The organism is Porcincola intestinalis, assembly GCF_009696445.1.
Lineage (GTDB): Bacteria > Bacillota > Clostridia > Lachnospirales > Lachnospiraceae > Porcincola > Porcincola intestinalis.
Map to the genome: position 1 here is coordinate 147,358 of NZ_VULZ01000004.1, position 12,699 is coordinate 160,056.

10 protein-coding genes are annotated in these 12,699 nt (G+C 58.1%); all 10 read right to left on the reverse strand.

Annotation, left to right across the window (positions count from 1 at the left end):
* Positions 1–95 precede the first annotated feature (95 nt).
* Positions 96–1,760, reverse strand: a complete 1,665-nt coding sequence (gene radA, locus FYJ35_RS05545) for a DNA repair protein RadA (RefSeq protein WP_235906390.1) — start codon at positions 1,758–1,760, stop codon at positions 96–98.
* Positions 1,761–1,831: 71 nt separating this feature from the next.
* Positions 1,832–2,245, reverse strand: a complete 414-nt coding sequence (locus FYJ35_RS05550) for an endosialidase (protein ID WP_154524350.1) — start codon at positions 2,243–2,245, stop codon at positions 1,832–1,834.
* A gap of 31 nt (positions 2,246–2,276) precedes the next feature.
* Entirely contained in the window at positions 2,277–4,805 is a 2,529-nt protein-coding gene (locus FYJ35_RS05555) for an ATP-dependent Clp protease ATP-binding subunit (protein WP_154524352.1), read from the reverse strand.
* A 42-nt stretch (positions 4,806–4,847) separates the two neighbouring features.
* Positions 4,848–6,386, reverse strand: a complete 1,539-nt coding sequence (locus tag FYJ35_RS05560) for a cadherin-like beta sandwich domain-containing protein (RefSeq protein WP_154524354.1) — start codon at positions 6,384–6,386, stop codon at positions 4,848–4,850.
* A 6-nt stretch (positions 6,387–6,392) separates the two neighbouring features.
* On the reverse strand, positions 6,393–7,670 hold the full coding sequence (gene purD, locus FYJ35_RS05565) for a phosphoribosylamine--glycine ligase (protein WP_154524356.1): 1,278 nt from the start codon (positions 7,668–7,670) through the stop codon (positions 6,393–6,395).
* Positions 7,667–8,332 carry a phosphoribosylglycinamide formyltransferase gene (purN, locus tag FYJ35_RS05570; protein ID WP_277067436.1) on the reverse strand — a complete coding sequence of 222 codons (666 nt, stop codon included), beginning with the start codon at positions 8,330–8,332 and terminating at the stop codon, positions 7,667–7,669. Before purN ends, purD begins: the two co-directional genes overlap by 4 nt.
* 143 nt (positions 8,333–8,475) lie before the next feature.
* Positions 8,476–9,504, reverse strand: coding sequence for a phosphoribosylformylglycinamidine cyclo-ligase (gene purM, locus FYJ35_RS05575; RefSeq protein WP_154524358.1), 1,029 nt, complete (start codon positions 9,502–9,504; stop codon positions 8,476–8,478).
* 81 nt (positions 9,505–9,585) lie between these two features.
* Positions 9,586–10,092, reverse strand: a complete 507-nt coding sequence (purE, locus tag FYJ35_RS05580; protein WP_154524360.1) for a 5-(carboxyamino)imidazole ribonucleotide mutase — start codon at positions 10,090–10,092, stop codon at positions 9,586–9,588.
* 29 nt (positions 10,093–10,121) lie between these two features.
* A complete protein-coding gene (locus FYJ35_RS05585; RefSeq protein WP_154524362.1) occupies positions 10,122–12,317 on the reverse strand; it encodes an aminopeptidase in 2,196 nt (731 codons plus the stop codon).
* A gap of 41 nt (positions 12,318–12,358) precedes the next feature.
* Positions 12,359–12,676 (reverse strand): DUF6142 family protein, encoded by a 318-nt coding sequence (locus tag FYJ35_RS05590; RefSeq protein ID WP_154524364.1) that lies wholly within the window; start codon positions 12,674–12,676, stop codon positions 12,359–12,361.
* Between the last annotated feature and the right edge of the window lie 23 nt (positions 12,677–12,699).

A 12,699-nucleotide genomic window follows, 5' to 3' on the forward strand; every position in this document is an offset into this window, starting at 1 on the left:
ATTTGATTCCGTCCGCGATGCACTTGCCGGGGTCCCTACAGCTGACAGCTGACGCAGCTGCCGCTCACTGCTGACTGGGGCACCACAGCTATCCTTCAGCATCCCCTGCCATTGACTGCAGTGACGACATCCCGGACCGTCCTGACACCGATCAGGCGGATTCCCTCTGTCCGGCCGACACTCTTCATGCACGCCTGCGGAAGGATCACGGTTGAAAAGCCAAGCTTTTCCGCCTCGCGCACGCGCAGAGGCGCCTGACTGACCGAGCGGATCTCGCCGGACAGCCCGACCTCCCCGAACACAAGTGTCCGCGGGTCGATGACGATGTCCTTGTAGGAGGAGATCACCGCGATGATGATGCCCAGATCAATCGCCGGCTCCTTCATCCTGACTCCCCCGGCAATATTTACATAGACGTCCGCCTGGGACAGCGACAGCCCCAGCCGCCTCTCCAGAACCGCCAGCAGCAGGTTCACCCGGTTCAGGTCCGCGCCGTCAACTGTCCGCCTTGGATACGCAAGGTTGGAGGGCGCTGTCAGCGCCTGCACCTCGATCAGAATCGGCCGTGTCCCCTCGATCGAGCAGGCGACAACAGAGCCGGAGGCTCCCTCCGGACGTCCCTCCAGCATGAATTCCGAAGGATTGAGAACCTCGCGAAGTCCATTTCCCTTCATCTCGAACACACCGATCTCATCGGTGGATCCAAAACGGTTCTTGACGGCGTGAAGGATGCGGTAGCTGGCATGCCGGTCTCCTTCAAAATACAGGACCGTATCAACCATATGCTCAAGCACCCTCGGCCCGGCGACCGCTCCCTCTTTCGTCACATGTCCGATGATGAAGATGGTGACGCCCAGCCCCTTGGCGAGCTGCATCAGGACCCCTGTCGCTTCCCGGACCTGGGAAACCGAACCCGGAGCCGAGGAAACGGTCTCGCTGTACATCGTCTGAATCGAGTCGATGATGACAACCTGCGGCTCAAGAACGGCGATCGCCTCCTGAATATCGCTCAGATTCGTCTCGCACATCACCAGCAGGCTGTCTGAAAAATCTCCCATCCGGTTTGCACGCAGCTTGATCTGCTGCTGGGATTCCTCCCCGGAAACATAGAGGACCCGCGCCGGCACCCCGCCCATCTGCTTCTCATCTGTCAGGTTTCTGCACATCTGAAGAAGAAGCGTGGACTTTCCGATTCCCGGATCGCCCCCGACCAGCACCAGAGAGCCCGGCACAATGCCGCCTCCGAGTACCCGGTCCATCTCTCCGATGCCGGATGAGACACGCTCCGCATCGGAAGCCGTGATGCGGCTCAGCGGAAGCGCCTTCGATCGGGAAGCGCGGCGCGCCGAAGCCGAAATCGGCTCCTTCCGACTGCCGAAGCCGGATGCAGCACCGGACATGCTGACGCGGTCACCCATTTCCTCTGACATGGATGCTCCGGATCCGCTTTGTCCTCCGAACTTGACGGACGTCACGGACGTGCCTGCCTCGCCTTTTGTCCCGCCCTGCGGAATGGCCGCCGGCTTTCCGGAACGGAGCGAATATGCACCTGTCTTCCCTGTCCTGTCCCCCAGTGTCTCCCACTTCACGACGCCCGCCGTCGGCTTTTTTGTTCCTGAAGACGAAGTGGATGCGACCTGTGCAACCGGCTCCTCCACGAAGGTATTCCACTCGTGGCATGCCGGGCACTGTCCCATCCACTTTGCCGACTCATAGCCGCAGTTCTGACAGAAGAACGCCGTTTCTTTTCCTTTTGCCATATTGTTCTCCGAAACAGCTTGCTCAGCTGCCTGTCACTGTCCGGCGGCAAGCCTCGCCGCCGGGCCCTTTCTCAGTCCTTCTTCACCTCGACCAGCACGCTCTCCGCTGCCTGAAGCTCCACGGACAGAACCAGCTTTCCGCCCATGCCGGTTTCCATAATGCCCTGATCTTCTCCGTCGATGCAGACACGGTAGGAGGCATTGTCAGCCAGCCCCAGAATAATCTGCGCATCCTCAGGTCCTTCCACCCTGAACGTCACGCCTGTCTCATCTTCCTGGAAATGAGAGACCGCGGTTCCCGGCTCGGATTCATATACAAGCATGTCATTGCACTCAAGTCTTGTGACCTCGCTGAAGGTTTTGACCTTGTAGCTGTCGCCGTGAACCTCCACGTCACTCTTCTTGGTCTTCTGAGAAAGCTCATAATCTCCGAAGCTGATGCTTCCGTCTTCCTCTGGTCTGATCAGTTCCTTTACGACTGCCATAATGGCTCCTTTCCTGGTATCTTGTCTGTCTTTACTCTGTTTCCTGGCCTGTCTGTTCTGCTTTTTCTGCCTGCTCCGGCTTTCTTGTTTTCCTGCTCTTTTCCCTGTCCGGTGCCTGTCGGAAGGTGACTTTCCCATCCTGATAATCGCAGAAGATGGTCTTTCCCTTTTTCACGCCGCCCTGCAGGATCTCCTCGGAAAGCGGGTCCTCGATCTCACTCTGAACAGCCCGCTTCAGCGGCCGCGCCCCGAACTTCGGGTCAAAGCCCTTCTGAGCGATATAGTCCCGGACAGCCGGCTTCACCTTCAGAATGATTCCGGTCTGACTCTTTGCCCGTCCTGCCAGTCTGTCAATGATCAGATCCGCGATCTGCCGGATCTCCGGCTTTCGGAGCGGATGGAACACGATGATGTCATCGATCCGATTCAGAAACTCCGGGCGGAAGATGCGATTCACCTCACCCATCACGGAGCTCTTCATCGCCTCATAGTCCGCCTTCTCGTCATTTCCGCTGCCGAATCCGAGTTTCTTCGGGGATATGATCTGCTGCGCACCGGCATTCGATGTCATGATAATGACCGTATTGCGGAAATCAACCTTCCGGCCCTGTGCGTCAGTGAAATTTCCTTCATCCAGCACCTGCAGCAGCACATTGAATATGTCCGGATGCGCTTTCTCGATCTCATCAAACAGCACGACGGAGTAAGGGTGCCGCCGCACCTGCTCGGACAGCTGTCCGCCCTCATCGTACCCGACATAGCCGGGCGGCGAGCCGATCATCTTCGAGACATCGAACTTCTCCATATACTCCGACATGTCGACGCGGATGATATTCTTCTCGCTGCCGAAGACTGCCTCCGCCAGCGCCTTCGAGAGCTCTGTCTTTCCGACACCGGTCGGTCCCAGGAAGAGAAATGACCCCACCGGTCTCTTCGGATCCCTGAGTCCTGCGCGTCCGCGGCGGATGGCTCTGCTGACCGCCTCGACGGCCTCATTCTGGCCAATGATTCTCTTATGAAGCGTCTTCTCCAGACCGACCAGCTTCCTGCTTTCGCTCTCTGTCAGCCTTGTGACCGGAATCTTCGTCCACTCAGAGACTGTGACGGCGATGTCCTCCGCCGTGACGGTCCGTGCGCGCCCGCCGGCCCCCTGGGAATGCCGGGCTGCCTTTTTCTCCAGCGTCTCGATTCCGGCGTGGACTTCCCGCGCCTTCTCAAGATCGCCCGCCGACAGAGCGGCTTCCAGCTCTCTTCTGAGACCGGCAAGATCCCCTGTCTCCTTCTCCGGCTGCCCGTTTTTCTGGTAATAGGACTGAAGCTGCCGCCTGGAGCAGGCCTCATCCATCAGATCAATCGCCTTGTCAGGCAGAACCCGGTCTGTCACATACCGTCTGCTCAGCTTTACGCAGGCTTCGATCGCTTCGTCCGAAATCTTCACCTCATGGTGCTTCTCGTATGCCGGCCGGATCCCCTCGAGAATCCGGACACACTGCTCCGGTGTCGGCTCCTCGACCAGAATCGACTGAAAACGCCGCTCCAGCGCGGCATCCTTCTCGATATGCTTTCTGTACTCATCGACCGTGGTCGCCCCGATCACCTGAATCTCTCCGCGCGAGAGCATCGGCTTCATGATATTCGCCGCGTCCAGCGCACCTTCCGAGCTCCCCGCGCCGATGATGGTGTGAATCTCGTCAATGAAAAGCAGCACGTCACTGCTGTCCGCTGCCTCCTGCATGGCACCCTTGATGCGTTCCTCAAAATCTCCCCGGAACTTGGCGCCGGCGACCATACCCGCAATGTCCAGCATGACCAGCCGCTTTCCCTTCAGCGGGTCCGGGACATCTCCCCGGACAATCCTCTGGGCAAGTCCCTCGACGATCGCTGTCTTTCCCACACCCGGTTCACCGATCAGGCAGGGATTATTCTTTGTCTTCCGGCAGAGGATGCGGCAGATCCGCTCCGTCTCCTCCTCCCGGCCCACCACCGGGTCAATCTTTCCGGACCGGACGTCCTCCGTCAGGTCCCGCGAGTACTGATCCAGCGTCGGAGTGGCGCCTGTCTGCCCCTGTGCCGTCTGCAGGACGTTGGACAGATAGTCGGCCGCCATGTCATCAGGCACGCCGATGATATCAAGGATCCGCTGGTACATCTCCTGAAAATCGACATGCAGCGTATGCAGCAGCTTTGCCGCATTGCAGTCGATATCCCGCATCAGCGCCAGCAGAATGTGCTCCGTCCCGATGTCAGAGGAGTAAAAGTACTTCGCCTGCACGCCGGAAGCCTTCAGCGCCGCCACTGCCCGCGGCGTATAGCTGTCCTTCTCCGTCGTCTCCGCGCTGCCTTCTCCGATCAGCTTCTCCACCAGATCCGAGAGACTCTCCTCCGTGACACCACAGTCCTTCAGGACAACCGCGGCTGTCCCCTCGCTGCGGGAGAGAAGCCCCAGCAGGATGTGCTCGGTTCCGACACTCTGCACGTGATATTTTTCTGCCAGCTTACGCGCTTCCTTCAGCGCAAGCTCTGCCGGCTTCGTATATTTGTTGTTACGGATTGTATCCATATCCTGTCTTTCTGATTGCCTGTCTGATCCCTTTTCTGACACTTACAGGTCGATCATGTCTACCTTGACGCCGTCCTCCTTCTGATCCGGATTGAAACGGCTAGGCTGTGGCTGTCCCTGAGGCTGTACAGCTGGCTGTTGCTGCGGCGGCTGTACCGGAGCCTGCGGCTGCTGTGACTGTCCCTGAGGCTGTGACGGAGCCTGAACCTGAGACGGCTGTGACTGTCCCTGAGGCTGTGACGGAACCTGAGACGGCTGCTGGTTCCGGGAGACAGTATCCTTCATGTCACCGTCGGCCGGCATCACACCCGGATACCCCTGCTGACCTGCATACGGATTCTCACCCGGCGCCGGAGCCTTCTTCCATCTGCTTTCCTGCTCTTCCTTCTTCGCCTTTCTGGCTTCCTTCTCTGCCTTTCTGGCAGCGGCCTTTTCCGCCCTTGTCAGCTTCTTTCCCGGAAGAACAATCGTCTGATCTCCCGGTGCCGGAGCCTTCTTCATCCCCTCCGCATGCTGCGGGACACTGTAGCGCCGTGTCTCATCCATGGAAGTGCTGCCTGCGCCCTGCGTTCCATGCCCGCCGGCCGGCTTCGTCTGCCTTCCGGTCTTCGCATATCCGTTGTACGGTGTATATTCCTTCGGCGGCATGACCGGAGTTCCGACCTGCTGCTGCGTCCAGGATGTCTGGGCGTTCTGACGCGTCCCCGGCGCTACTGGCGGAACGTCCATGATCAGATCGTCCGTCTCACCGTAGCTCGGGACGGTCATCCCTCTTTTATTCTTCTTCTGTTTCCTCGAAGCCCTCTCATCCGGCTCATCATCCAGCCACCCATCCTGCGGGATCACATCGCCGGTATCATCGAAGCCCTCCGGAAGTTTCCGCTGCTTTTTGTATGTATTCAGCTCGGCAGCGATGTCCTTCTTCCGGATCAGAAGATTCACAACCAGAAAGAGCAGAACAACACAGCCTGCAATCAGCGCATAGATCACATATGTGAATGTATGGCTTCTGTCCTTGTACACCTGCAGGTCACTCTGGAGCCTGGAAATGGTATCCTCCGCATCCTTCAGTGTATTCTTGTCCACCTTGACGTAGCGCGAATCTTCCGTCTCCGTGACCGGCTGCGTCTCAGACTGAGTCTGCGCCTGCGTCTCCGACGCACGCTGGGATTCCTTCTCCGAGATGGCTGTCGCCGGGTCCACATTCGTATCAGCGGCAGTCGTCACGTTCAGGGTATAGGCCGTCATGGCACCGCTCGGCGCCGTGACCGTGATGGTGACCGTGCCGGTCCCATTGGTAAGCGTCGTTCCATCAATGCTGTTGATGGTCGCGTTCGGGTTGGACAGAACCGGATCCAGCGCAAGCTCGGTAGTTCCTGCCGGGACGACCACATCATAAGTCAGATGGTCATATGAAAAATCGGGACTCACCGTCACGCCCTGTGTCGTAATCCCGAGGCTGGAAAGTGAATTGTCATCGCTCTGGCCTTCCGCCCACGCTGCCAGCTGAATGCTGAATGTCAGCACGATGACAGCAACCAGCGCCATCAGCCCTCTGGCCGTCTTCCGTCCGCATTTCATGTCTGTTTATTCCCCCATTATCTCTTTCTTGCCAATATCCCGGCGATACATCTCATCCTCAAAGCTGACCTCTGAGACAGCCTTGTAGGCGCGCTCCCGTGCCTCTTTGAGATCCTTCCCGAGCGCTGTGATCCCCAGCACTCTTCCGCCATTGGTGACCACCTGTCCATCCTTCTTTGCAGTCCCGGAATGGAAGCACCAGCAGCCTTCCTTTCCCCGGACATGCTCAAGCCCGCTGATCGGAAGCCCTTTTCTGTACTTCACCGGATAGCCGCCGGACGCAAGAATGACGCAGACGGCAGCCTCGTCTCTGAACTTCAACTCGACCTGGTCCAGCCGCCCGTCAATGCAGGCTTCAAAGACATCGACGATGTCGTTCTCCATCCGCGGGAGAATGACCTGCGCCTCCGGGTCGCCGAAGCGGCAGTTGTACTCCAGTACCTTCGGCCCGTCCTTCGTCAGCATCAGGCCGAAGAAGATGACACCGACAAATGCTCTTCCCTCCGCCCGCATCGCGTCCACGGTCGGCTGGAAGATCTTCTCCTCGCAAAAGGCACGGACCTCATCCGTATAGAACGGGCTCGGGGAGATATTTCCCATTCCGCCCGTGTTGAGTCCGGTGTCGTTGTCCCCTGCGCGCTTGTAGTCCTGCGAGGAGGACATCTCCCGGAAGGTCTTCCCGTCACAGAAGGTCAGGACAGACACCTCATGACCGGTCATGAACTCCTCGATGACCATCTGGCTGCCGGCATCGCCGAACTTTCTTTCGCCCATGATTTCTTCCGCGCCGCGGAGCGCTTCCTCCAGGTTCCGGCAGATCAGGACGCCCTTGCCGAGCGCAAGACCGGATGCCTTCAGGACAATCGGGAAGGACGCCTTCGTCTTTAAATATTCGATGGCGGCTTCCTGATCCGAAAAGGTCTCATACGCGGCCGTCGGAATGTGATATTTTTTCATCAGGTCCTTGGAGAATGCCTTGCTCCCCTCGAGGGTCGCGGCCTTCTTCTCAGGTCCGAATACCCGAAGCCCTCTGGCCCTGAAAACATCGACAATCCCGCCCACAAGCGGGTCGTCCATCCCCACAACTGTCAGATCAATCTTCTTCTCGCAGGCAAAATCTGCCAGCTTTTCAAATTCCATCGCACCGATCGGCACGCATTCCGCAAGCTCTGCGATGCCGGCATTCCCCGGCGCACAGTAAATCTTCTCAACCCTGCTGCTCTGCGAAATCTTCCACGCAAGCGCATGTTCTCTTCCGCCGCTGCCTACAATCAGAATTTTCATACCTGACTCCCTTTCTGAGAACCGCCTTCCTCATCCTGCCCGATGACGGTCACCTTCCGGCCGTCCACCTTCACCTTCCCGTGCGCAATCAGATCAATCACTCTCGGCAGAATTTTCCACTCCGCCTGCTCCATGATCCTCAGCTGAAGCGTCTTCGGCGTATCATCCGGAAGCACGGCGACCGCCTTCTGCATGATAATCGGTCCTGTATCGGTCCCGCTGTCCACAAAATGAACGGTAGCCCCCGAGATCTTCACGCCGCGCTCAAGTGCGGCCTCGTGGACCTTCAGCCCATAATAGCCCTTTCCGCAGAAGGACGGAATCAGGGACGGATGGATGTTGATGATCCTGTTTCTGTACGCCTCGACCATCTCATCCGGAATCGCGCAGAGGAATCCGGCCAGCACGACCAGATCCGGCTGATGCTCCCGCACGCAGTCCAGAAGTGCCTCGTTGAAGGCCGCTCTGGCTGCAAATGACTTCGGTGAAACAACCGCCGCCGGGATCCCGCGCCTGCGTGCCCGCTCCAGTGCGAAGGCGCCCTCGTTGTTGGACAGGACAAGCGCGATCTCCGTGTCTTTGATGGTCCCCTGATCGATGGCATCGATGATGGCCTGCAGATTCGTCCCGCCTCCGGAAACCAGTACCGCTATTCTGAACACTGCCGTCTCCTTCCCCTTCCCGCAGCCGTCCGTTGTCATCCCTGCCTTGTCCATACTCTGCACAGCAAGGACAGCCGCCGGCACGAACTGATATCACTTTCCCCGGGCTTGGCCGGTCTTCCCCTGCCTGATTTTCAAGTTGTTCAGATGACCTCCGCGCACTTCTGCGTGCTTTCCTCAACCGATCCGATGACATACGCGCGCTCGCCTGCACGGCTGACCGCCTCAATCGCGGCATCCGCATCCTTCGGATCCAGGGCAAGCACCATGCCGATGCCCATATTGAAGGTGTTGTACATGATCTTCCCGGAGATATCTCCCTCCTTCTGAAGAAGATGGAAGATCGGTGGAACCTCGTAGCTGTCCTTCCGGATCACAGCCTTCACACCCTCCGGCAGCATGCGCGGCACATTCTCATAGAAACCGCCGCCCGTCACATGGCTGCAGCCCTTGATTCTCACGCCCGCGTCCTTCACGCTCCGAAGTGCCTTCACATAGATCTTCGTCGGGCGCAGGAGCACCTCTCCCAGCGTCGCACCGAGCGACTCATGATAGGTGCCCAGCGTCTTTTCGTCGCAGGAAAAGACCGAGCGCACCAGAGAGAAGCCGTTGCTGTGCACGCCTGAGGAAGCGATCCCCACCAGCACATCGCCCGGCCGGATGTCCGCGCCTGTGATCAGGTCCTTTTTATCTGCCACACCGACCGAGAAGCCGGCCAGGTCATATTCGTTCTCCGGATAGAAGCCCGGCATCTCTGCCGTCTCACCGCCGATCAGCGCCGAGCCGGACTGCACGCAGCCCTCCGCCACGCCGGATACAATCTTCGCAATCTTCTCCGGGTTATTCTTCCCGCACGCGATATAGTCCAGGAAGAACAGCGGCTCGCCGCCTGCGCAGGCCACGTCGTTGACACACATCGCGACACAGTCGATTCCGACTGTATCATGGCGGTCCATCACGAAGGCCAGCTTCAGCTTCGTTCCGACACCGTCCGTCCCGGACAAAAGCGTCGGGTGTTCCATTCCCTTCACCGCATCCATCGAAAAGGCACCCGAGAAGCCGCCAAGGTCGGTCATGACCTCCGGTCTCATGGTGCGAGCGACAAACTGCTTCATCAGTCTGACAGATTCATACCCTGCCTCGATGTCAACCCCTGCGCTTCTGTAATCCATAAAGGCCCCCTATCCCGCGTTCCAGCTCACACCCTGCTGATAACCTGCCGCAGCTCTCCTTCGCCTGGGCAGAATCCAGCCTCAGTACTCCTTGTACCCGACTTCCTGCAGCCTTGCATCCTTCTTCTGAACGGCATCACACTGCTTTCCGGCATACGCCTTCAGCTTTTCCAGAAGCTCCGGATTGCTGATTGCCAGCATCCGGACGGCGAGAAGCGCCGCATTCTTGGTTCCGTCGATCGCAACCGTCGCGACCGGAATGCCGGAAGGCATCTGGAGGATCGAGTACAGGCTGTCCTCCCCGCCCAGCGTCTTTGAGTAAAGAGGGACACCGATGACCGGCAGCGGGAACAGCGCCGCGCACATCCCCGGCAGATGGGCTGCCATGCCGGCACCGGCGATGATCACCTTCAGGCCTCTTGCCTCCGCGCCCTTCGCGTACTCAAAGAACACATCCGGCTCCCTGTGAGCGGATATGACTCTCATCTCATACGGGACTCCGAATTCCTCCAGAATCGCCGCAGCTTTCGACATGACTGGCAGATCTGAATCACTGCCCATCACAATTCCGACAACCGGCTTCTCCATCTTCCGTCTCCTCCTGATTTTTTCCCGCTTTATCCTACCTTAATTGGGTCGCTTTCGCAAGCCATGCCTGATGCATCCATGTCAAGGGGTCCGTTCAGTTCCTCCGTTCCCTCCAGTGCAAACCGGCCGTCCCGGATAATCGCCTGTCTCCAGCTTCCATCCTCGTTTTCCACCTCGATCAGCCCCAGCTCCTCATAAGGAATCGTGATGTCCGTATGACAGTTGAAGTAAGCCTTCGAGGGATCCTCCTTCCGGAGCCTCGAGAAATCATTCTCCCGGGCGACGATCTTCTTTCCGTCCGGATTGCGCGTCACATTGTCCTCGTCCCAGCTGTAGCAGGTGTCGCCCACCGCAAAGTGCGGTCCTGTCTTCTCTGCGATCAGGATATCCATCTTCGGTCCGATCTGGTACTTCTGGATCATCGCGTAGGCGGTCGTGTTGGTCCCGATCGCAAACTCACCCATCGGCAGCGTCTTGTGATGGAACAGGATGTTTTCCTCGATGTATGCCCGGTTTTCCTCCTCCGTCTCGAAGTTGGAGCAGGAATAATCGGTGATACAGCCGTCCTTGAAATGAAGCTCCAGATTCCGGAAGCTCAGTCCCTGCAGATAGACCTGGCTGACAAACAGCACGCCGTCCGTCCCCTTCAGAACCGGAGACGTGAACACCTCGCCCACCGGAATGTTGACATCCGCACCGCAGTTCTCAAAGATAGTCTCCTGTGCCGGATCCTGAAGCCTCCACAGCTGCACCGTCAGATCCGTGCGGTTCTTACCCCTCCCGAGAATGTGAACCTTCGTTCCCTTGTCAAGCGTATCGATCATTACCTGCTGAATCGCACTGTATTTCTTCGCATCCAGGGTGTTGACCTTCATCGTCTCACGGAAGATCTCCTCATATCGTTCTTCGTCGATCGTCGGAACCGGGAACGAAATGACCGTAAAGGAGCGTTCCTGCCCGTAGATGGCATCATTGACGATACGCGCCGTCTCATTTTTCAGCTTTACGGAAAGCGCCTGCTGCTTCTCCGAATATTTCAGCGCCTCCTTCTTCGAGACCGGGTCAAACGGAGGTTCCCCGAAGACCTCCAGCACAGCAGGACCGCCGTACCGGTGTGCCTGCTCAAGGAATTCGCCGTACACCGCCTCCGTCACTTCGAGCTTCCGCTCCACAAACCGGGAATCAAGAAACAGCGCCGCATCCTCGCGGTGATCATAATCATACTGCGGATTCGGGGACGCTCCTGTAAAGCCTCCGGTCCTTGACATCCCCGTCACGGCAGACACCCCGCAGCGGACAATGGTGGGACGCAGCCCCATTTTCAGGAAATTCCGGACCGCTGCCTGCATCATCCGCTCAAATCCCGCATGATAGATCAGCGAGACCGTCCGCTTTTTATACAGCGGTTTCTCACCAAGAATGAAGCCTTCCCGGTATCCTTCTGTGAATGTATCTGCCATCCGCTGGATTTCCGCTTCCGGGAGCGATGCCAGATACCGGAACGTTCTCAGCTCGTTTTCCGTAATATACTCTCCGCTCCTGTAAAGGGATGCCGGATCGTTGGTATCGAGTGTCATCAATGTATAAACAGCATCGTCACAGGCCGGATCGATCTGCCCCCGGATGCGGTTTCTAAGAATCACATCCGTGTTGTCGCTCTCAAACCAGTACAGCGTCTCCCGGACATCCTCCGGCTTCGGCAGCCCTTCCGCAAACAGCCCGTACACCTGAATGAAGAGCTCCATGTGCGCGGCCAGCTCCTCCACCTTGTCTTCGAACACATAGGCGATCAGGCCGCGCTCCTGCGTATACAGAAAACACAGAAGAGAACCGAAATCAGCACCAAGCATGCGTTCTGCACAGGCGGGATTTGCAAAGCTCTGCTCATAATGGTCCGGGAGGATATCCTCATACATCCGCCTGTTCATTTCCGGCCACTTTTCCGGATGACTGTCATAGTAACCGCTCTTCAGGCTGGCCCTGATCCCGCACAGCTCCGCGATAAAGGACGCGGTGTCTCTGAAAAAAGCCTTGAATGCCTCCGGCAGCGGATGGGCGGCATTCGGATCCGCTCCCGGCATACCGGTCTCTTTCCCTTCTCCGGCTGTAGAATTCGTCCCCGCAGCCCCCAGCTCCGCTGCAATTTCCCGGATCCGGCCCTCCGCCAGCCCGTACCGCTCCTCGCAGAGGTCGATCGCGTCATAATCTGCCCAGATATTCCCCATGTCTCTTTCCTCATCTAAATGTACGGCCGCCCGCCGTCTTCTCAGGCGGCAAGCCCCCGGCAGAACAGGATAAACCAGACGGCCACCATCATTCCATTGATGATCGTCCCCGTCTTGCTGAACCCATAGGACGGCTGTCTGTCACGAAAGCTCCTCAGCCCTATGATCACACCGGCCAGGGCTGCCATCATGCCTGAAAAACCGACCGCCCCTGCCCACAGACCCGCCTGCCCCTTCAGCGCCGTGCAGGCTGTCAGAAGTCCCAGAAACAGGATGATTGTGATGCCTGAGAGCACCACGCTCACAACACCCTTCCTTCCTGCCCTTGGGTGAATCTTATATGTATATGCCTTTGCCATCTGAATTGTCTCCTCCTTGCCGG